Annotated in this window: 18 protein-coding genes, 1 tRNA gene and 3 pseudogenes; 12 read left to right on the forward strand and 10 right to left on the reverse strand. The window is 52.1% G+C overall.

Going from position 1 to position 20,913, the window contains the following annotated elements:
* Nucleotides 1–9: 9 nt before the first annotated feature.
* Nucleotides 10–1,023 carry a tRNA (adenosine(37)-N6)-threonylcarbamoyltransferase complex transferase subunit TsaD gene (tsaD, locus tag ACMGG3_RS14990; protein ID WP_020883618.1) on the reverse strand — a complete coding sequence of 338 codons (1,014 nt, stop codon included), beginning with the start codon at nucleotides 1,021–1,023 and terminating at the stop codon, nucleotides 10–12.
* A 236-nt stretch (nucleotides 1,024–1,259) separates the two neighbouring features.
* Between tsaD and rpsU the strand changes: the two genes are divergently transcribed.
* From rpsU to rpoD, 3 genes are all read left to right on the forward strand, one after another.
* The gene (rpsU, locus tag ACMGG3_RS14995; RefSeq protein WP_001144069.1) at nucleotides 1,260–1,475 is read left to right on the forward strand and encodes a 30S ribosomal protein S21; all 216 of its coding nucleotides are present in this window, start codon (nucleotides 1,260–1,262) and stop codon (nucleotides 1,473–1,475) included.
* 114 nt (nucleotides 1,476–1,589) lie between these two features.
* On the forward strand, nucleotides 1,590–3,335 hold the full coding sequence (gene dnaG / locus ACMGG3_RS15000; RefSeq protein ID WP_025202985.1) for a DNA primase: 1,746 nt from the start codon (nucleotides 1,590–1,592) through the stop codon (nucleotides 3,333–3,335).
* Between the two features lie 150 nt (nucleotides 3,336–3,485).
* Complete coding sequence (gene rpoD / locus ACMGG3_RS15005; protein WP_020883616.1) at nucleotides 3,486–5,333, forward strand: RNA polymerase sigma factor RpoD; 1,848 nt, start codon at nucleotides 3,486–3,488, stop codon at nucleotides 5,331–5,333.
* A gap of 80 nt (nucleotides 5,334–5,413) precedes the next feature.
* Here rpoD and mug read toward each other — a convergent pair whose 3' ends face one another.
* On the reverse strand, nucleotides 5,414–5,920 hold the full coding sequence (mug, locus tag ACMGG3_RS15010) for a G/U mismatch-specific DNA glycosylase (RefSeq protein ID WP_025202984.1): 507 nt from the start codon (nucleotides 5,918–5,920) through the stop codon (nucleotides 5,414–5,416).
* 124 nt (nucleotides 5,921–6,044) lie between these two features.
* Here mug and ACMGG3_RS15015 point away from each other — a divergent pair.
* A tRNA-Ile gene (locus tag ACMGG3_RS15015) sits at nucleotides 6,045–6,120 on the forward strand.
* Between the two features lie 105 nt (nucleotides 6,121–6,225).
* Here ACMGG3_RS15015 and ACMGG3_RS15020 read toward each other — a convergent pair.
* Nucleotides 6,226–6,873 carry a hypothetical protein gene (locus ACMGG3_RS15020; protein ID WP_155962748.1) on the reverse strand — a complete coding sequence of 216 codons (648 nt, stop codon included), beginning with the start codon at nucleotides 6,871–6,873 and terminating at the stop codon, nucleotides 6,226–6,228.
* A gap of 177 nt (nucleotides 6,874–7,050) precedes the next feature.
* On the opposite strand from ACMGG3_RS15020, the gene ACMGG3_RS15025 reads away from it, so the two are divergent.
* On the forward strand, nucleotides 7,051–7,185 hold the full coding sequence (locus tag ACMGG3_RS15025) for a hypothetical protein (RefSeq protein ID WP_255320647.1): 135 nt from the start codon (nucleotides 7,051–7,053) through the stop codon (nucleotides 7,183–7,185).
* Nucleotides 7,186–7,217: 32 nt separating this feature from the next.
* Here the strand turns inward: ACMGG3_RS15025 and ACMGG3_RS15030 are convergent, their stop codons facing one another.
* Nucleotides 7,218–7,472, reverse strand: a complete 255-nt coding sequence (locus ACMGG3_RS15030) for a hypothetical protein (RefSeq protein ID WP_414149287.1) — start codon at nucleotides 7,470–7,472, stop codon at nucleotides 7,218–7,220.
* Between the two features lie 165 nt (nucleotides 7,473–7,637).
* A pseudogene (locus ACMGG3_RS15035) lies at nucleotides 7,638–8,246 on the reverse strand (hypothetical protein); the annotation flags it as partial.
* Between the two features lie 64 nt (nucleotides 8,247–8,310).
* Here ACMGG3_RS15035 and ACMGG3_RS15040 point away from each other — a divergent pair.
* Together ACMGG3_RS15040 and ACMGG3_RS15045 are read left to right on the forward strand one after the other, a co-directional pair.
* Nucleotides 8,311–9,096, forward strand: a complete 786-nt coding sequence (locus tag ACMGG3_RS15040) for a hypothetical protein (protein ID WP_032680234.1) — start codon at nucleotides 8,311–8,313, stop codon at nucleotides 9,094–9,096.
* Between the two features lie 320 nt (nucleotides 9,097–9,416).
* Nucleotides 9,417–10,292, forward strand: a complete 876-nt coding sequence (locus ACMGG3_RS15045) for a hypothetical protein (protein ID WP_414149288.1) — start codon at nucleotides 9,417–9,419, stop codon at nucleotides 10,290–10,292.
* A gap of 344 nt (nucleotides 10,293–10,636) precedes the next feature.
* On the opposite strand, the pseudogene ACMGG3_RS15050 reads toward ACMGG3_RS15045, so the two are convergent.
* Nucleotides 10,637–10,986: pseudogene (locus tag ACMGG3_RS15050) on the reverse strand (terminase large subunit domain-containing protein); the annotation flags it as partial.
* Here ACMGG3_RS15050 and ACMGG3_RS15055 point away from each other — a divergent pair.
* Together ACMGG3_RS15055 and ACMGG3_RS15060 are read left to right on the forward strand one after the other, a co-directional pair.
* A pseudogene (locus ACMGG3_RS15055) lies at nucleotides 10,966–11,460 on the forward strand (helix-turn-helix domain-containing protein); the annotation flags it as partial. The pseudogenes ACMGG3_RS15050 and ACMGG3_RS15055 overlap by 21 nt on opposite strands.
* Nucleotides 11,461–11,740: 280 nt before the next feature.
* The gene (locus tag ACMGG3_RS15060; protein ID WP_047956131.1) at nucleotides 11,741–12,910 is read left to right on the forward strand and encodes a DNA repair protein; all 1,170 of its coding nucleotides are present in this window, start codon (nucleotides 11,741–11,743) and stop codon (nucleotides 12,908–12,910) included.
* Here ACMGG3_RS15060 and ACMGG3_RS15065 read toward each other — a convergent pair whose 3' ends face one another.
* The gene (locus ACMGG3_RS15065; protein WP_032680231.1) at nucleotides 12,911–13,675 is read right to left on the reverse strand and encodes a siderophore-interacting protein; all 765 of its coding nucleotides are present in this window, start codon (nucleotides 13,673–13,675) and stop codon (nucleotides 12,911–12,913) included.
* Nucleotides 13,676–13,815: 140 nt separating this feature from the next.
* On the opposite strand from ACMGG3_RS15065, the gene ACMGG3_RS15070 reads away from it, so the two are divergent.
* Complete coding sequence (locus ACMGG3_RS15070) at nucleotides 13,816–14,316, forward strand: PadR family transcriptional regulator (protein ID WP_226876167.1); 501 nt, start codon at nucleotides 13,816–13,818, stop codon at nucleotides 14,314–14,316.
* Here the strand turns inward: ACMGG3_RS15070 and ACMGG3_RS15075 are convergent.
* Nucleotides 14,313–15,872 (reverse strand): methyl-accepting chemotaxis protein, encoded by a 1,560-nt coding sequence (locus tag ACMGG3_RS15075; RefSeq protein ID WP_032679007.1) that lies wholly within the window; start codon nucleotides 15,870–15,872, stop codon nucleotides 14,313–14,315. The two genes, ACMGG3_RS15070 and ACMGG3_RS15075, sit on opposite strands and share 4 nt — an antisense overlap.
* 335 nt (nucleotides 15,873–16,207) lie before the next feature.
* Nucleotides 16,208–17,728, reverse strand: coding sequence for a PAS domain-containing methyl-accepting chemotaxis protein (locus ACMGG3_RS15080; protein ID WP_025202964.1), 1,521 nt, complete (start codon nucleotides 17,726–17,728; stop codon nucleotides 16,208–16,210).
* Nucleotides 17,729–18,164: 436 nt separating this feature from the next.
* Between ACMGG3_RS15080 and ygjG the strand changes: the two genes are divergently transcribed.
* Complete coding sequence (ygjG, locus tag ACMGG3_RS15085; protein ID WP_020883590.1) at nucleotides 18,165–19,544, forward strand: putrescine aminotransferase; 1,380 nt, start codon at nucleotides 18,165–18,167, stop codon at nucleotides 19,542–19,544.
* A gap of 33 nt (nucleotides 19,545–19,577) precedes the next feature.
* Here ygjG and ACMGG3_RS15090 read toward each other — a convergent pair whose 3' ends face one another.
* Complete coding sequence (locus tag ACMGG3_RS15090) at nucleotides 19,578–20,180, reverse strand: helix-turn-helix domain-containing protein (protein ID WP_020883589.1); 603 nt, start codon at nucleotides 20,178–20,180, stop codon at nucleotides 19,578–19,580.
* A 42-nt stretch (nucleotides 20,181–20,222) separates the two neighbouring features.
* Between ACMGG3_RS15090 and ACMGG3_RS15095 the strand changes: the two genes are divergently transcribed.
* Nucleotides 20,223–20,909, forward strand: a complete 687-nt coding sequence (locus tag ACMGG3_RS15095; protein ID WP_182268776.1) for a B3/4 domain-containing protein — start codon at nucleotides 20,223–20,225, stop codon at nucleotides 20,907–20,909.
* The last annotated feature ends 4 nt before the right edge of the window (nucleotides 20,910–20,913 follow it).

Consider the following 20,913-nt stretch of genomic DNA (forward strand, 5'->3'; position numbering starts at 1 on the left):
GGTCAGACATTACGCCTCCGGCAACTCCGCCAGCGGCCAGCGTGGACGTACAGAGACGCTCAGATCGGCGGTCGCGCCAGCGTTCAGACGTACCATACCCGCGTAGGCGATCATCGCCCCGTTATCGGTACAGAATTCCGGACGGGCATAAAATACTTCCCCACCACGCTTTTGCATCATCTGCGCGAGTTTTGCACGCAGCGTGCGGTTGGCGCTGACGCCCCCGGCCATCACCAGACGCTTAAAGCCGGTCTTTTCCAGTGCGCGTTTGCATTTGATCATCAGGGTATCGACCACCGCGTCTTCGAACGCACGGGCGATATCAGCACGGGTCTGCTCGCTATCGTCATTATTGCGAATGGTATTGGCCGCGAAGGTTTTCAGACCGGAAAAGCTGAAATCCAGCCCTGGACGGTCAGTCATCGGACGCGGGAAGACGAAACGCCCTTCCGTGCCCTGCGATGCCATTTTCGAGAGCATCGGACCGCCAGGATAATCCAGACCCAGCAGTTTGGCCGTTTTGTCGAAGGCCTCACCGGCTGCGTCGTCAATGGACTCGCCGAGCAGCTCATACTTGCCAATCCCCGTTACGCTAATCAGCTGGGTATGGCCACCTGAAACCAGCAGCGCCACAAAAGGAAACGCAGGCGGATTATCTTCCAGCATCGGCGCCAGAAGATGCCCTTCCATATGGTGAACCGGAATGGCCGGCACATCCCACGCGAATGCCAGCGAACGGCCCACCGTTGCGCCGACCAGCAGCGCACCCACCAGGCCCGGGCCTGCGGTATACGCTACAGCATCAATATCAGTAGAGCTCAACCCGGCTTCTTTCAGCGCCGCCTGAATCAGGGGAACCGTTTTACGCACGTGGTCACGAGAAGCCAGTTCAGGCACGACGCCGCCGTAGTCAGCGTGTAATTTCACCTGACTATACAGTTGGTTGGCAAGAAGCCCTTTTTCGTCGTCGTAAATGGCGATGCCGGTCTCATCGCAGGATGTTTCAATACCCAGTACACGCATGACTTGTTTTACCTCGTTTCAATACCGCGCAGTGTAGGGCCAATGCGGATTGATGTAAAACTTTGTTCGCCCCAGGAAGAAGCCTCGTGTATACTCCTCACCCTTATTAAAGTCCCTTTCAAAAACGCGTCGGTGCTTTACAAAGCAGCAGCATTTGCAGTAAAATTCCGCACCATTTTGAAATAAGCTGGCGTTGATGCCAGCGGCAAACCGAATTTATCAAAGGTGAGAGTTACATGCCGGTAATTAAAGTACGTGAAAACGAGCCGTTCGACGTTGCACTGCGTCGCTTCAAACGTTCATGCGAGAAAGCAGGTGTTCTGGCTGAAGTTCGTCGTCGTGAGTTCTATGAAAAACCAACGACCGAACGTAAGCGCGCTAAAGCTTCTGCTGTGAAACGTCACGCGAAGAAACTGGCTCGCGAAAACGCACGCCGTACTCGTCTGTACTAATCAGTTGAGGGCCTCAGCCCTCAATGACAGACAGAGTTGTAGTCGTAAGGCCGTGCTTCCGGAAGGAATGCGCGGCTTGTTTTCGTTTATGAGTTACTAAAATTTTTGGGGCATATGGCCGGACGAATCCCACGCGTATTCATCAATGACCTGCTAGCCAGAACCGACATCGTCGATCTCATCGACGCGCGGGTAAAGCTGAAAAAGCAGGGCAAGAACTACCATGCGTGCTGTCCTTTCCATAACGAAAAAACCCCCTCCTTCACCGTAAACGGTGAAAAGCAGTTTTACCATTGCTTCGGCTGTGGTGCTCACGGTAATGCTGTCGATTTTTTAATGAACTACGACAAGCTCGAGTTCGTTGAAACCGTCGAAGAGCTGGCGGCGATGCACAACCTTGAAGTGCCGTATGAAGCAGGCAGTGGGCCAAGCCAGATCGAGCGCCATCAACGGCAGACGCTGTACCAACTGATGGATGGTCTGAACTCGTTTTATCAACAGTCTCTTAAGCACGCTGCTGCTGAGCCTGCGCGTCAGTACCTGACAGCGCGCGGACTGAGTGACGATGTGATTGCGCGTTTCGCTATTGGTTACGCCCCGCCCGGCTGGGACAACGTGTTAAAGCGTTTTGGCGGCAATAGCGAAGATCGTAAGTCTCTTATCGATGCCGGCATGCTGGTCACCAATGACCAGGGACGAAGCTACGACCGCTTCCGCGAACGGGTGATGTTCCCGATCCGCGACAAGCGTGGCCGGGTGATTGGTTTTGGTGGTCGCGTGCTGGGTGATGCCCTGCCGAAGTACCTCAACTCCCCGGAGACCGATATTTTTCATAAAGGCCGCCAGCTTTACGGTCTTTATGAGGCGCTGAAGGATAACGCGGAACCTCCGCGCCTTCTGGTCGTCGAAGGCTATATGGATGTCGTCGCGCTGGCGCAGTATGACATCAACTATGCGGTTGCATCTCTGGGCACCTCGACCACAGCCGATCACATTCAGCTGCTGTACAGGGTGACTAACAATGTCATCTGCTGTTACGACGGTGACCGTGCAGGGCGCGACGCCGCCTGGCGTGCGCTGGAAACCGCACTGCCTTATATGACCGACGGGCGTCAGTTACGCTTTATGTTCCTGCCCGACGGTGAAGACCCGGATACGCTGGTGCGTAAAGAGGGCAAAGCGGCGTTTGAAGCGCGGATGGAGCAGGCTCAGCCGCTCTCCACGTTTTTGTTTAACAGCCTGATGCCGCAGGTCGATTTGAGTACCCCTGACGGGCGCGCGCAGCTCAGCACGCTGGCGCTGCCGTTAATCAGTCAGGTGCCCGGCGAAACGCTGCGCATCTATCTGCGTCAGGAGCTAGGCAACAAGCTCGGCATTCTGGATGACAGCCAGCTTGAACGTTTAATGCCTAAACAGTCTGAAAACGGTGCGGTTCGTCCCGCGCCTCAGCTAAAACGCACAACCATGCGTATACTGATAGGGTTACTGGTTCAAAACCCCGAACTTGCTCCGCAAGTGCCATCGCTGGCGGGTTTGAACCACGAAAAATTGCCCGGGCTTGGCTTATTTTCAGAATTGGTCAACACTTGTTTGTCTCAGCCAGGTCTGACCACCGGACAACTTTTAGAACATTATCGCGGCACAAAAGAGGCTGCTACCCTTGAAAAACTGTCGATGTGGGACGATATAGCAGATAAGGACATTGCAGAAAAAACGTTCACCGACTCACTCAACCATATGTTTGATTCGATGCTTGAGCTGCGCCAGGAAGAGTTGATAGCTCGCGAGCGCACACACGGCTTAAGCAGCGAAGAACGCCGGGAACTCTGGATGCTGAACCAGGAGCTGGCAAAAAAATGAATTCAACGGCTTAAGTGCCGAATATCGATCGGGAAGCCCCCGGCAGCCGCACTGAGAGGCAGCGGCACAAATATAAGTACGCCCTCGCTTTAAAGGTTGGCAGCCCCATCGCCGACACCAATCAAACGAATTAAGTGTGGATACCGTCTTATGGAGCAAAACCCGCAGTCACAGCTGAAACTTCTTGTCCAACGCGGTAAGGAGCAAGGCTATCTGACCTATGCCGAGGTCAATGACCATCTGCCGGAAGATATCGTCGATTCAGATCAAATCGAAGACATCATCCAAATGATCAATGACATGGGTATTCAGGTGATGGAAGAAGCACCTGATGCCGATGATCTGTTGCTGGCTGAAACCTCCAACAACACTGACGAAGATGCGGAAGAAGCTGCTGCACAGGTCCTGTCCAGCGTGGAATCTGAAATCGGGCGTACCACTGACCCGGTCCGCATGTACATGCGCGAAATGGGTACCGTTGAACTGTTGACCCGCGAAGGCGAAATTGACATCGCGAAACGCATCGAAGACGGTATCAACCAGGTTCAGTGCTCTGTTGCCGAATACCCGGAAGCGATCACCTATCTGCTGGAGCAGTACGATCGTGTTGAAGCGGAAGAAGCGCGCCTGTCTGACCTGATCACCGGTTTTGTCGACCCGAACGCTGAAGAAGATATGGCACCGACCGCCACTCACGTGGGTTCTGAACTGTCTCAGGAAGAGATGGATGATGACGAAGACGAAGATGAGGAAGATGCCGACGACGACACCGCCGATGATGACAACAGCATCGACCCGGAACTGGCGCGCGAGAAGTTTGCCGAGCTGCGTACCCAGTACGAAGTCACGCGTGACACCATCAAAGCAAAAGGTCGCAGCCACGCAGCCGCACAGGAAGAGATCCTGAAACTGTCTGAAGTCTTCAAACAGTTCCGTCTGGTGCCTAAACAGTTCGACTACCTGGTTAACAGCATGCGCGTGATGATGGATCGCGTACGTACCCAGGAACGCATCATCATGAAACTGTGCGTTGAGCAGTGCAAAATGCCGAAGAAGAACTTCATCACCCTCTTCACCGGCAACGAAACCAGCGAAACCTGGTTCAACGCGGCTATCGCGATGAACAAGCCGTGGTCTGAAAAACTGCACGACGTGAAAGAAGACGTGTTCCGCGGCCTGCAGAAACTGCATCAGATTGAAGAAGAGACCGGCCTGACCATTGAGCAGGTTAAAGACATCAACCGTCGTATGTCCATCGGTGAAGCGAAAGCCCGCCGTGCGAAGAAAGAGATGGTTGAAGCGAACCTGCGTCTGGTTATCTCTATCGCCAAGAAGTACACCAACCGTGGCCTGCAGTTCCTGGATCTGATTCAGGAAGGCAATATCGGTCTGATGAAAGCGGTTGATAAGTTTGAATACCGTCGTGGTTATAAGTTCTCCACCTATGCTACCTGGTGGATCCGTCAGGCTATCACCCGCTCTATCGCGGATCAGGCGCGCACCATCCGTATTCCGGTGCATATGATTGAGACCATCAACAAGCTCAACCGTATCTCCCGCCAGATGCTGCAGGAGATGGGCCGCGAGCCAACGCCGGAAGAGCTGGCTGAGCGCATGCTGATGCCGGAAGACAAGATCCGTAAAGTGCTGAAGATCGCCAAAGAGCCAATCTCCATGGAAACACCAATCGGTGATGATGAAGATTCGCATCTGGGTGATTTCATCGAGGATACCACCCTCGAGCTGCCGCTGGACTCTGCGACGACCGAGAGCCTGCGTGCTGCAACACACGACGTTCTGGCTGGCCTGACCGCCCGTGAAGCAAAAGTGCTGCGTATGCGTTTCGGTATCGATATGAACACCGACCATACGCTGGAAGAAGTGGGTAAACAGTTCGACGTTACCCGCGAACGTATCCGTCAGATCGAAGCGAAGGCGCTGCGTAAACTGCGCCATCCAAGCCGCTCTGAAGTACTGCGTAGCTTCCTGGACGATTAATCGATCCTGTCAGTGAAAAAGCTCCCTTTGGGGAGCTTTTTTGCATTTTCTCCGCCCCTCAGGGACAAGGAAACACCGCCCTAGAGCCCACGCACAACCAGGGCCTCATCCAGTTCCCGATACGCCTCCACCAGCTTATCCAGCGTTGCTCTGTTAAGCCCGCTCGGGTTCGGCAGCACCCACACCTGCGTGACGCCAATGGTGATGGCCTGTTTGCCCCACTGCGCACCGCGCTGACTGAACGCCTGTTCGTAAGCCTGCTTACCCAGGATGGCCAGCGCTGCCGGCTGATAATCTTCAATCTTCTTAATCAGCTCCCGCCCACCGCTGCGCAGTTCATGCAGGTTCACCTCACTCGCCTGAACCGTGGGCCGTTCAACCAGCATGGTTATCCCGCAGCGCGTATCCAGCAGGTGCTGCTCCTCTTCAGGCTTCAGTAGCCTGTCGGTAAACCCGGCCTGATAGATAACCTTCCAGAAGCGATTCCCCGGATGGGCAAAGTGAAAACCGGTGTGCGCCGAGGACTTCCCCGGGTTAATCCCGCAAAACACCACCCGCAAGCCCGGGGCCAGAATATCGTTGATCATCTCTACTCCCATTGATACATCCTTATGGAAGTATAAAGGATTGATTATGCATTGTTTATAAAAACAGCAGGCAGGTGTGAATGGCTGGATTGCTGAAGGGAGTTCCTCTATAATTCACCGCCACGGCCCCTTAGCTCAGTGGTTAGAGCAGGCGACTCATAATCGCTTGGTCGCTGGTTCAAGTCCAGCAGGGGCCACCAAATTTAAGCAGTAAATACATACAGTTAGGCCACTCTCGCGAGTGGCCTTTTTGTTTATTGATGTTTGAGTGTCGCAAAAGTGTCGCAGCAGTTGCTATTACAAGCTCATCTATCAGCGCCTCTATCACCATTCCTCTGATTTTCCTGCTGAAGCTTTTTAATCATCGGAATGAGCTTTTTCGCCTTTTCTTCTGCATAGTTGTCAAGATGAGGTTGCAAGCGCTCGTCAAATGATGTTTCTGACCGCTTTAGGAGTGTAGTTTCTGGGGGCACAAATTTACTCTTTCCGGGACTTTGATCAGCCATCAAAAGCCGCCCATCTTCCAGGGTAAAACTTAATTCCGCAAAAATATATTTGTGACCGCCAATGTATTCAAAGGCTCTTGCTTCAAAGGAGTGGCTGAACAATGTTCGATGGCCTTCAAGCATAAAATAATCTACCATTTGAGGGGTATTATCGATGAACTCTCTAATCTGAGGCGTTGATATGATTCCGGAAACATCACGTCCGTTTATAGAAACTTCAACAACTATTTGCTCTGGCGATTCAATCCACTTATTTTCAGACAAGCCTTCAAAATCTTCTCCTGGATAAGAGGAGGACCATGAGCCTTCAAGTGTCGGACTAGACATAACCCATTCTTTAGCAAGATTATAATTATCAATGAGTTGCTTGGAGTCCATAGTTGCCACCATGAACAAAGAAGATGCCACTACAGCAAGTACTGCCCACCATTTTTTAATAATTTGCATTTACCGTAACCAAAATTCCCAAAGATAGTATTAATTTACAGCGCGAAGGCACTAATTAGAAATAGTATATTAAACTCTCAATCAGGTTGTAATCTGAATACGATTTCATAAAGATGTGGCTTGCTATCGTGTAATGAAAATTAGCATTGAATCTTGATTACCATCGGGCATTGCTGAATGAATTACACACAATTTGGTTCGAATAATACTGAAAATTTTTTCAGTCTTTTTAAAATGCTGATCTCGGTTCAAACCCGCACCAACCACGGCTTTGCAGGTTTTTCTTTGTCTGCCGCCTATCGCGCCACTTGATCTTCCTTCCTCACATAAAATAGAAAATTCCCTTACTTATCTGTTGGTTGCGTTTTCGTTAGATCCTCCGCAGATCCATAAAACTGAAAAACACTGAAATTCTTTTCAATCTTTTCAGTTCTGGCTTTACGCAAAGCCGCCAGCACTGGCGCGGTCTGGCGGTCTGGTTTGTAGAAAAATAAAACTGAAAAATTTTTATGATCCAAAAACCGCAGGCGGGTGCGATTTTGGTCTGCGAAAGATTTTTTTTGCCATGCTGTGACGCGCCAGCGCTCTGCTGTGCGCACGATCTGTTTTAAGGGTGGCTCTGAGCGCCTCAAAAGACTGAACGCGGTACAGCGCCGCTGGCAGCGCGCAGCGATAGCCGCTTGTGAGGAAAGAAAAGAGATATCCCCGGCAGGGGATGAAGGGCATAAAAAAACCCGCTTTCGCGGGTAATGTTCTGGACAGGTTTACTTGCCAATCACCGGGGAGTATTTGCCGTTCAGCGTGTCCGCTTTTGTTCCGGTGTTCCGGATGGCTTCCGCGTTGGTCGGTGCTCCCGTATTGCTGTGCGTGTGGCTTGCCGTTTGCTCTGCCAGCTCTTTCACCACGTCGAGCGTGTCGAGCATCAGCTGCGCCACGTTGATTGTGCCAGAGCCAATCCACACTACCGGGGCAATAATCTGCTGTTGTACTGCCGCCACGCTTTTACGTATCTGGCCGATTTTCTCGATCAGGTCTTTACCCGTTGTGATGGTCTGGCTCCCGGCAATGTCCGTTTCATCATTGCCGCCGATACTCGCCACGCGGTTATTTACTGCCTGGCTGTAATCACCCGTGCATACCTGCTGAATGGCTCCGGCCAGCAGTGTGGACGTGCCCAGCACGGTAATTTTATCCGTGGCCTTAACCGTGGTTTCGCGGCTGACCAGCTCCCGCTGTTCTGTATCGGCCTGAACCACGCGTGCCATAGAAGTTTCACTGATCGTCTGGTCTGTCTGCCTCACCCAGTCACCCGCCTGGGTAACGCGCTGCGACACTTCCGCACGCTGCTGTTGCAGCTGTTCGCCAGGTTGGATATGCTCATTTTGCCCCAAATCATTTAGAAGAAGCTCTATTACTCAATCCTTTGGTAAAAAGATTATGAATATAGAACTAAAAATAACATTATGGGCGCTTGCATGCGCGTATGCTTTAGGAAATTCTTTTATTTACTCATGGACATTTTGGACGGCATTTGACATTGACATCTTGCAATTCGCCTCTTTAACAGACTTGATCCCTTCGATTATTTATAACCTGACTATTCCTTTTGTTATAGTGGTTTTGGCCGTTATAGTCGCTGAAGTTTGGATTAGGCTAAAAACAAGAATTGAAGAAATTATAGATGCGTATCTGTCCTCATACATAAAAAACTATGAAAAAGTTAAGCTGATGTCTAGTCTTATAGCTAGTTTTATATTTGCTATAATAGGAGTCATAGGAGCTATCTATAGTTTTAAAACAATACCTCCCCGCCCATCATCAGAAGATTTCCCTTGGTTAGATGTATTAAAAATCGGCGTACCTATTCCGTTAACCTTCTTTATTATTTATATAATCATTGAAAACACTTCGTTCTTTTCAAACATTAAATACAGGAGATTAGTAATATTTTGCTTGTGCATTGTCCCTGTAACGAGCTATTTTTGGGGCGTGATAAACTCCCAAAAGATTAAACAAGGTAAAAATACCTTCATAGTTAAATCAGACACTCAATGTAAATCAACACCTGGAACACAGTTTCGATATATATCTTCTGTATCTGACAAAGCATTTGCCTTATCTTTAAGAGACGGTTCAGTCTGTATATTCAAATATAACAATCTTGAATTAATACCAGAAATCAATTATCACTACACGATATCGCTTGAAAGCAAGGCAATCTAAAAGTGTCGCAAGAGTGTCGCAACAACTTAATGATATTGGCATATATAGGTGGACATTGGTTTTTTAAGTAACTGATTTTACGCTAACTTATTGTTTTTACTTTGCCTGTTATGGTTCTCATAATCGCTTGGTCGCTGGTTCAAGTCCAGCAGGGGCCACCAAATTTTTCAATGAGTTACAGAAAAATTCTTTAAGTGACACTTCAGCCAGGATACCTATAGGATACCTATAGGATACCGTAGTTAAGTAATCAGGAGTATCTTTGTAAATATCCTTGCCATTGCTACACACCTCCCAATTTTACAAAAGCAGGATTCTTGATGAACGTATTCATAAGTTGGTCTGGCGATACAAGTCATCGTGTTGCAAAAGTGTTAAGGGGCTGGATACCTAGTGTTATTCAAGCCGTTGAGCCTTATGTTTCTTCAGAAGATATTGACAAAGGGACCAGATGGTCCAGTGACATAGCGACAGAACTTGATAAATCATCTTATGGTATTATTTGTCTTACAAAACAGAATATTCACGCACCATGGATCAATTTTGAAGCTGGTGCATTAGGAAAAAGTGTTGATAAAAGCAAGGTCAGCCCTTTTCTATTTCGAATGAATCCATCAGATGTCAATGGACCACTCTTACAATATCAGTCAACTCGGCATGAAAAAGATGACATCTATAAACTGATGATGTCCATCAACACCTCCTGTGGTGAGCAGGCCCTTGATAATGAGAGGTTAAGTAAGATATTTGAAGTTTGGTGGCCAAATTTAGAGCAAAATTTGAAGGATATTCCTCAAGAGGTAGTTGAGCAGCCAGCAACTAAACAAGGCACAGAAAAATCAGCAGATCTAGAGAGATTCTCTAAAATCTTTGAAGAATTATTAGATCTTAGCCGAACCAATCATCAACTGTTGCGCTCTCCTGAAGCAATTTTACCTAAAGATTATTTAGATTATATTTTAACCAATGGTAATAAAGATCTTTCAGGAGAATTGCCAGACGTCATTAGTGATGCCGTGGATAGACTAAAGGATCTGGAAACAACAGTGCTTGAATTGGAGCTTTCGACAGATATAAATCTTTCTGAATTAAGAAAATCAATCGAAGTTCTTAAACGGCCAATAAATTACTTATCTAGTAGTTACGGCGGCGCTAAAAGGCTCCGTTCGAGAAGATTAATTAGACAAACTAACTGATATAATCAGGCACACATCGTGTGCCTGATTCATTAACCATTTAATACATTGATTTTTGGTATTTTTTTCATAAAAATATTATCAACAAGCTCATTTCATGCTTAGTCACTTCCTTCCAAAATTGGTTCTAGCGGACGCCAAAATAATCACGCCCATGGTCCGATAGTACGTTGTATTTGTCGTTTTATCATCTATCAGATACCGTTAAATCTCGCCAACCTTTTTTTATGGCTCACACTCGTCTCAAATACAAAATCCTCATGCTCAGCCTGAAATGTTCCAATTGCCATTAGCGCTGATACTGCTGGGTCAATCTTGTTGGAAGACTTCTTCTTGTTGGGTTTGATACCCAGCTCAAGCGCGGAATAAACGCCGTTATCCGGGTGAAGGTGGTATTCATCGACAATCGCCAAGCTGGGGTTAGTCCCCTCAATGGTGGCCGTTTTGCCGCCAGCGGCTTTAACAGGCTGTTGCTCTTCGGGAAAATGACCTTATGCGCCTGAATACTGACGCGCTTTTTTAGCGGTTTTGACAGCAGGCACATCTGGCGGGCATCGTCGAACACGATTCGGGCCTGATCCCGGCTCACCGCAGCCGTGTAGATATCCTGCTGGCCCTTCTCCATCACCAGAAACCAGTTAGCCAGCATGGCGGCCACGGTGGACTTGGCATTCTTGCGCGGCACTTCAATATTGCCGCCAGTTCCCTTCAGAACCGCTACGCGCGCGGCACCATCTCCTACGACTTCGCGGTACAGTGTGCACTGGACACAGGGGCCAGCCTGCGCTGGTTGATGACCGGACAAGGTGCCCAGTTTGAAGGTAACCCTGCACCTGGCGATCCCGTTGCTGTTGTTACATTCACTCTCAGTGATGGTCAGCTGGAAGAAAATTCCACTTTGAGTATCGATTCACATCTCTTTAGCAAACCGCTCACTCGCGGTATCGCAGTCCGGTCTGAGGCAAAGCTCCACTTTGTTGAAAAAGGGGCGTCATTAACCGACGGGCTATGGCTGGTTGAGATTGAAGGCACTATCAGTCTTCGTGATTTAACCCTGCTGCCGGGGAAAAAACTCCACGTCGCGGGCGGCAAAGTCCCCTTTGAATGCGGTATCGATGAGATAAAAACACAGGGCCGTGTGGTGGGCATCTACAGCGAGGTGAACTGATGGCGGGTCGTATGGTACGTATGGTTCGTATGGCATCATTCGATTTCGCTATGCAGGGCATTCAGCCTTAGGTATTCCTTCAGGACTGGCAGAACAAGAACCGGGGCCAACGCTCCCCCGCCAGCCTTTCGGCTTCCTGTTCGTGCCACTCTTCTTCACAAACCCTAAAAACTAAAGAAATCCCCCATCGCGCCGATCATCATCCGTGTGTATTATTTCCTGTAGCGTTTACAACAATTAACCTTAACTCAAATACTTAAGCGCCAAAGCGAAAGGCATCATGAGCACACCGATCAAACGGCTAGAAATCATAAAAAATGCGATTGAACTGGAAGACGACGACATCATCCAGAGCCAGCTGACACGGCTGAAAAATGAAGCGTTTGACGATGAGCTACAGGCAATCGTCGCGGCGCTTGAGCAGAAAAACTATACCGTTGCCATGGCGGCGATCGCTGCCTGGCTACAGGGCCAGCGCGCCATGACGCAATGGCGTGACCCGCAGGTGGCGGCCAGCAAGATGGAGCTAAAAGCGCTGGAAGAGCGCCTCAGGGATTTGATTGACCGTCGCAATGCCCGCGTGCAACAGCTCGATGAATTCAACGATCTCTATTTCTCCCGCCTCGGACCGCTGATGCAGCAGATCCTCGCCCTGCGTAAAACGCTGGCGGAGCTGAACCTGCGACGTCAGCAGGCGGAGGCGCGTCGACGTGAGGAAGATTACCGTCGCTGCCAGCGCTATATGGCGCAGGCGGTGGAGGTGCTGGCGATGCTGACCCAGCGCTGGCGCGATCTGCCTGCGGATTCCGTACAGGCTGCCGAGGCGCGTAAGCAACTGCAGCAGCAAAGCAATCTGATTGCTAACCTGCTGGCCGAAGCGCTGGAGCTGGAGAGTGGCTTAACGCGCGAAGAAGAGCCTGCACGTCAGGCGCGCGACGAGGCCAATGAAGAGTACGAGAAATACCGCGAGCAGCATCACGATGCCGAAATGCGTCTGCGTAAAGGCAAGAACCTCTCCGAGGAAGATCAGAACGAACTGAAGCGTCTCTGGCGTCAGGCGAGCAAGCTCTGCCATCCGGACCTGGTCGCTGACGATCTGAAAGAAGAAGCCAACGCGATGATGGTGCAACTCAACCAGGCCAAACAGCGTGGTGACGTTAAAGCCATTCGTTCGCTGGTGGCACGTCTGCAGCAGGGCTTTGAGCCGCTGATGGCCAGCGACAGGCTGAACGATCTGGAACGTATCCGCAAAAAAATGGCGCAGGTTCGCGAGCAGATTGACACGTTAGTGAACGAGCTGGCGGAGCTGGAGAAAGAGGAGTCCTGGCTGCTGGTCTCGTCGCTAAGCAATATGGAAGCCTACTTTGCCCAGCAGGAGAAGGCGCTGCACGACGTTCGCGCCTCGCTCGAACATCAGGTGAGCGAAGCGCAGCTGGAGTCCGCAGCCTGATTATTTAGCGTGCCAGTATGCACTGGCACGCACCAGCTGCTGGTCGATTGCGTCGGTTTCAAACTGACGGCTCAGGTTTTTCACCACCTTCCCTTCCCCGGTCAGCCAGATAAAATAATCTTCCGCAGGCACCGTCAACGCCGCCAGACGCTCGGCCACCGCCTGTTCGCTGTGGCCGACAACCCAGGTGATGTTGAACGCGCTCAGATGGGCCAGATAGTCCTGATACGACGCATCTCCGACCGTCACCACCGCATGAATGTCCGGGCGAACCGGCAGTGTTGCGATGCTTTCCAGGCGACGACGCAGCGCGGGCATGCCGGATTCATCGCACACGTACAGTTGCCAGGCATAATCTTCCGGCACAACCAGCGAACCGCGCGGGCCGCCAATCGTGAGCGTGTCACCCACTTTTGCCTCTGTCGCCCAGTGGCTGGCAACGCCGCCATCGTGTATGAAGAAATCGAGCACCAGCTCATGCCGTTCGGCATCGTACAGGGGCGTATAGTCTCGCGCCTGCGGACGCACACCGTCGCCCCAGTCGATACCTTCATCGGTAACAACCGGTGGTACAAAGGTCGCCCCCGGGGCCGGGAAAAACACTTTTGTGTGGTCGTCGAAACCGCGAGAGCTAAAGCCCTCCAGCGCCTCGCCGCCTAAAACAATGCGCTGGAAACCTGCGCTGACACGCTCAACGCGAAGCACGTCCAGCTTGCGAAAACGGAGATCATTACGAACACGTTGTGGGTAACGGGTGGATGTCATGGTGAGACCCTTCTCAGGTGAATACGATATATCTAAATTAATTTTAAATGATAATGATTGCTAATCAGCAAGAATGCAAGATCTTTTAGATTGCATCTGAATATATCTAAGATATAGTTTAGATATATCAAGTTGAAGGGATGATTATGCGAAACGAACTCGACGGCGGCGGACGCCGACCACGCTTTTTTGGTCACGGCGATCTGCGTCTGGTGATACTGGATATCCTGACCCACAACGCGAGCCATGGCTACGAGTTGATCAAGGCGATCGAGAACATGACGCAGGGGAATTACACCCCAAGCGCTGGCGTTATCTATCCGACCCTTGATTACCTTCAGGATCAGACCTATATCACCATCACCGAAGAAGAGAATGGCCGCAAGAGAATTGCGATTACCGCGGCAGGTCAGCAGTGGCTGGATGAAAATCAGGAGCAGCTGGCGCAAATTCAGGCGCGTATCAAAGCGCGCTCTGTCGGCTTCCAACTGAGAAAAAACCCGCAAATGAAGCGGGCTCTGGATAACTTCAAAGCGGTGCTAGACCTGAAGGTGAACCAGGGCGAACTCAGCGATGCGCAGCTTAAGCAGATCATCGGCGTGATCGACCGCGCAGCGCTGGAGATCTCCCAGCTGGATTAAGCCAGTACGCGATCGCTCACGCGGAAGACGCGGACAAGATCTTTCAGGTGCATCGCCTGTTCGTTCAGGGACGCTGCTGCCGCGACAGACTCCTCCACCAGGGCGGAGTTCTGCTGCGTGGTGGCATCAATCAGGCCAATCGCGCTGTTAATCTGCGAGATCCCTTCCGTCTGCTCATGGCTGGCCTGGCGGATCTCACGCAGAATAACGTCCATCTCTTCCACGTTGCCGACCATACCGTTAATCAACTCGCTCGCTTTCTCGACCAGGTTCATCCCGTCCTGCGTCTGGCTGGTAGAACTTTCGATCAGCTGACGAATTTCACTGGCGGATGACGCACTCTTCTGCGCAAGCTGACGCACTTCGCCTGCCACCACCGCAAAACCACGACCGTGCTCGCCCGCACGTGCCGCTTCCACCGCCGCGTTCAGCGCCAGAATGTTGGTCTGGAAAGCGATGGCGTCGATCAGGTCGATGATGTCGGACATCCGGTTAGAGGTCTCGTTAATCAGGCGCATTTTGCTGGTGACCTGCTTCATCATCTCGCCGTTGTTTTTGACCACCATGGCGGCGTCCGCCGAGAGGTGAGTTGCTTCTCCGGTGTGTGAGGCGGTGTTTTTTACCGTCGCCGTGATCTGCTCCATCGAGGCAGCGGTCTGTTCAACAGAGCTGGCCTGCTCTTCGGTGCGCGCGGCAAGATCCTGGTTCCCCGCGACAATCTGCGCGGCGGCACTCGAGATATTCTCCGAACCGGTCTGGACCTGCTGCACAATGTCCAGCAGACGCGTTTTCATCTCCATCAGCGCATGCAGCAGCAGGCCGGTTTCGTCTTTACCGTGCGGCGTGATGCTGCCGGTCAGATCGCCTTCAGCAATGGCTTTTGCAAAATCCACCGCCTGGCCCAGCGGACGCGTGATTGAGCGCACGATAAACCAGCCAATCAGGCTGCCGGTCGCGACGCTAAAGAGCGTGATCAGGATCAGCAGCAGGCGATTCGATTTGAAATCGCCCTCGACCTGCACTCCTGCGCTTTGCATTTCCTGGTTCTGAATCGCGATCAGCGCCTGCACGTTGGCTTTATAGGCCTGCTGTAGCTTCAGGGTGTTGGTCATCATCTCCTGAATAGCGCCCGCCCGATCGTTATTCTGCACCGCCTGCAAAATGCGATAACGCGAGTCCAGATACTGCTGACGCACACCGCGTATCTCAGCAAGAACCCGCTGTGATTCAGGATCCTGCAGCGCAGTATTCAGCTCGCCGAGGATCACCGTAATCTGTTCGCTGATCGCTTTAAGACGCTGCTGTGACTGCGCTGTATACGTTCCCTGTTCATCCAGTAACATCAGCTGCTGAGTGCCAATAAATTCCTGGAAGTTGTCGATTAACTGGTTCGCTTTTACCGTGGTCGGATAATCACGGGTAATGATGGATTGCATTCCGTTGTTCGCTCGGTTCAGGCTTAGCAAGGATAAACTCGCACTGACCACCATCAGGACAATAAAGAATCCAAACGCCAGAAATAATTTCGTGCCGATCTTTACGTCATGTAAGAACATATTTTCTCCATCGATGTGATTATTTCTCAGACGATCACCGTTATCGGTAACGAAACCGCTAACTTTATGACTTTGATCGTTTTTTTATTTCATAACCACAACAATGGATAGGTGTAGGCTATTAATATCCGTAAATCGATCGTTACGTCACCCTCTGATGAGGCATTTTCAAAATAGCATCGGGAAAAACGGACTTAGGCTGGGGTAAATATCTGATGTGCTTTCTTTAGTTACTTAATATAAAGTTAACAATAAAAGACATTAATAATTACATTCAGAAAAAATAAAGCCGCTTATTCCTGATGAAATAAACGGCTTTCTGGAACCTTACTGGCTCAATGGAGCACGGTTACCGCATCCTTAAGACGCCCGGCGCGATGCTTCACCATTGCGGATATGTGGGCACTTTCCTCAACCAGATCGGCATTTTTCTGCGTGATGCTGTCCAGCTCGGCCACCGCACGGGTGAGCTCTGACAAGCCGGTAGCCTGTTCAGAGGTGGAGTGGCTGATCTGCGCGATAAGCTGCGTCACGTTTTTCACCTGCTCGACGATATCATCCATTGTACGACCGGCGGCATGAACCTGATCAGAGCCGGACTGCACCTTGCTGGCGCTGGCATCAATCAGCTTGCGAATATCGTTGGCTGCACTGGCGCTACGGCTGGCGAGATGGCGCACTTCGCCGGCGACAACCGCGAAGCCTTTCCCCTGCTCACCGGCTCTTGCCGCCTCCACCGCCGCATTCAGCGCCAGAATATTGGTCTGAAACGCGATGTCGTTAATAAGGGAGGTAATCGAGCCAATCCGCTGCGTGCTATCCGCGATGTCATCCATGGTTTTCACCACCGTCTGCATCGCGTTTCCGCCTTTGGTCGCCGCGCTGCTGGCGGCCACTGACAGCTTGTCCACTTCGGCGGCGGTTTCTGAATTACTCTGCACGGAGGCGGCCATCTGGTTCATTGTCGCCACGGTCTGCTGCACATTGGCCACGGTCTGACGCGTCCGATCGTTCAGATCTTCATTCCCCTTTGCTAGCCTGTCGCTGCCATCACGCACGCTCACCACCTGGCTTGAAACATCGTTAATCAACCAGCGGCACATCAGCCCCAGTTGCCCTACCGCACGCAGGGTCAACCCCAGCTCGTCGCTGCGGTTCAGGTGCTGCACGCTGTTGCGCTCGCCGGTGGCGACTTTCAGCGCCTGACGCGCCACGTTTTCGATCGGACGAACAATCTGCTGCTCGAACAGCAGCGTGCCCAGCAACATGACTACCGCGGCGGCAGCCAGCGGGTACGCACCCGCTGAGGTGGCCACCAGCGTGGCAGCCAGCACCGCAAACAGCCCCGCCATCACGCTGCGCACGCGCCAGCGCAGCGGCATTGCCGGAAGTTTCCCCAGCCAGCCTTTCCTTACCACCAGTCCTTTATGAATACGTTTCTTGCAGCGCCCGTCATTCAGAGCCCGATAGAGCGGCTCCACGCCAGCAATCTCTTCTGCCGTGGCTTTGGTGCGAATCGACATATAGCCCGTCACCTGCCCGTGACGCACCATCGGCACCGCATTGGCGCGCACCCAGTAGTGGTCGCCATTTTTACGTCGGTTTTTGACAATGCCGCTCCACGGCTCGCCCTTTTGCAGGGTGTACCACATATCGGCAAACGCCGCTTTTGGCATATCGGGGTGGCGCACCAGATTGTGCGGCTGGCCCATCAGCTCATCAAGCTGATAGCCACTCACCTGCACAAAGGTGTCGTTGGCGTGGGTCAGGTAACTGTGGATATCGGTGGTCGACATTAAGGTGGTGTCATCGTCCAGAGGATATTCATTCTGGGTGACAAAGGTTGGAGCAGACATCGTGAGCATCCCTTGCAGGTTATTTGAATGTTAATTTTGTGGATTAATGTTTTTTCGGCGGTAAAGAATTTATCTTTAGTTGTTAAAGTTGATAGAGATCGCAGATTTCACTTAAACCGCACTTTTTGTGAGATTTTATAATTCATTGATTTCAAATACTTTCGTAGAGAAATTATCTGCAGAGCATGACGCGTTAACGCCCACTTAAGTCGCAGCGTCTGCACTCTATAAGTGCAATGGCCTCTTGTTCGCACCTCCCCAGGCCTTTTCCGCCGTACCGCTAAATCCCGTATCGGTTATATCGGCATGATTAAATTTTGCGCAACATAATGTTAACCTGGTGTTTATCCTGATTTTCGTTAAGGCATCTGAAGTGGCGTAATCCCTGCAATACTTAATCCAGTATCATGTGATACGCGATCCCCGGGAGCACATTTTGAACAGGTTACCTTCCAGCGCCTCGGCTCTTGCCTGTACCGCGCACGCACTGAATCTCATTGAGAAGCGAACGCTTGATCATGAGGAGATGAAACAACTTAACCGAGAGGTCATCGATTACTTTAAAGAGCATGTCAATCCAGGGTTTTTGGAGTATCGCAAATCTGTTACCGCCGGCGGGGATTACGGAGCCGTAGAGTGGCAAGCGGGAAGTCTTAATACGCTTGTCGACACCCAGGGACAGGAGTTTATAGATTGCCTGGGTGGTTTTGGAATTTTCAACGTGGGGCACCGTAATCCAGTTGTGGTTTCCGCCGTACAGAATCAACTTGCGAAACAACCTCTCCATAGCCAGGAACTGCTCGATCCACTTCGCGCTATGCTCGCGAAAACGCTCGCGGCCTTAACGCCCGGCAAACTGAAGTACAGCTTCTTTAGCAACAGCGGCACGGAATCGGTCGAAGCGGCGATTAAACTCGCCAAAGCGTACCAGTCGCCGCGCGGCAAATTCACGTTTATCGCCACCAGCGGCGCGTTCCACGGAAAATCCCTGGGCGCACTGTCGGCTACCGCCAAATCCACCTTCCGCAAACCGTTTATGCCGCTGCTGCCGGGCTTCCGCCACGTGCCGTTTGGTGACATTAGCGCTATGCGTACCATGCTGAGCGAATGCCGTAAAACCGGCGACGACGTGGCAGCGGTGATCCTGGAGCCTATTCAGGGTGAGGGCGGCGTGATCCTGCCCCCGCAGGGCTATCTGCCTGCCGTGCGTCAGTTGTGCGATGAGTTTGGCGCACTGCTGATCCTCGACGAAGTCCAAACCGGGATGGGGCGTACGGGCAAGATGTTTGCCTGCGAGCATGAGAACGTCCAGCCGGACATTCTCTGTCTGGCAAAAGCGCTGGGCGGCGGCGTGATGCCGATTGGCGCGACGGTGGCGACCGAAGAGGTCTTCTCGGTGCTGTTCGACAACCCGTTCCTGCACACCACTACGTTTGGCGGTAACCCGCTGGCCTGCGCGGCCGCGCTGGCGACCATCAACGTGCTACTGGATCAAAACCTGCCTGCACAGGCGGAACAGAAAGGCGATATGCTGCTGGACGGTTTCCGCCAGCTGGGCCGGGAATATCCGGATCTGGTGCAGGATGCGCGGGGTAAAGGGTTGCTGATGGCCATTGAGTTTGTCGACAACGAAATCGGCTACAGCTTCGCGAGCGAGATGTTCCGCCAGCGGGTCCTGGTTGCCGGAACGCTCAACAACTCGAAGACCATTCGCATTGAACCGCCGCTGACGCTGACGGTTGAACAGTGTGAGCAGGTGCTGAAAGCGGCGCGTAAAGCGCTGGCAGCCCTGCGGGTAAGTGTGGAAGAAGCGTGATATCCCCTCCCCCTCCTGACGGAGGGGGCGTTTTTAGCGGTGAAACTCCGCCACCGTCATGGTAAACCGCAACACATTTTCGCCCTCATTCGCGTAGCCGTGTGCCGCTTCCGTTTTCGCCACCGCCGAAGCGCCTGCCGCCACCTGCGTCACCGTCTCTTCCACCGTCAGGGTCAATCCTCCCTCAGTAACATGCAGCAGCTCAAACGTTCCCGCCGGATGCCCCGGCGAGGTAAAACGCTCCCCCGGATGCATCACCCACTGCCAGAGTTCAATCATATCCGGGCCAGACGTGCCCGCGAGCAGCCGGGCATATCCGCCCTGTGGGCCCTGCCACAAAACCGGGATCGCCGCTTCTTCTATGACGTGCACCCGCGGCTCGCTGGAGACGTTAACGATATCCGCCACCGAAACGCCCAGCGCGGCAGCCAGCTTGCAGAGAATGGCAATGCTGGGATTCGCCGCCCCTTTTTCAATCTCCACCAGCATGCCTTTGCTGACGCTGGCGCGGCGTGAAAGCTCATCCAGCGACAGTTTTTTCTCTTTGCGCCAGTTGCGAATGCGGGTGGCGACGGCCAGGCTTACCTGGGCGATATCGGCACCCGAATCGGTCATTATATTGACTTTATCAGTCATTGGTCACTACCATAGTATAAAACAGTCAATACAGGATTATTTATGTCTCTCGTTACGCCGTCAATAGACCCGCGTCTTACCGGGATTGCCCCCGGCTTTCGGGCGCTGAGCATTCTGGTTAAAGCCACCCCGATAACCCAGCCGGATGTGGCCTCTGCCGCGCTGGCACAGGCCTGCCAGCAGGTCCTCACTGATGATGTTGCCTGGGCGGAAGCGCACCTCAGCGCCTGGGATGACGTGTTCAGGGCGTTTGGTGCGAAACCGAAACGCACGCCCTGCTCGGCATCGGCCCTGCGTAAGCGAGTGCTGAAAGAGGGCGCACTGCCCCCGCTCGATCCAGTGGTCGATATTTACAATGCCATCAGCATTCGTTACGCCATTCCCGTCGGGGGTGAGAACCTTGCCGCTTATGCAGGCGCACCGCGTCTGACGCTTGCCGAAGGTAATGAACCGTTTGATACCCTGAAAGAAGGTCAGCCGGTTATCGAATACCCGGATGCGGGCGAAGTTATCTGGCGCGATGATATCGGCGTCACCTGCCGTCGCTGGAACTGGCGCCAGGGCGTGCGTACACGTCTCGATAGCCAGGCGCAACACATGTGGTTTATTCTCGAAAGTCTGCCGTCGATGCCGTTATCGGCGTTGCAGGAGGCTGGCGATGAGTTAGTCAGCAACCTGCAGCGGCTGATGCCGGGCTCCACTGCTCACCTTCAACTGATTGAACTCTAAAAGG

Source organism: Enterobacter sp. BNK-18 (genome assembly GCF_047456135.1).
Classification (GTDB): Bacteria; Pseudomonadota; Gammaproteobacteria; order Enterobacterales; family Enterobacteriaceae; genus Enterobacter; species Enterobacter ludwigii.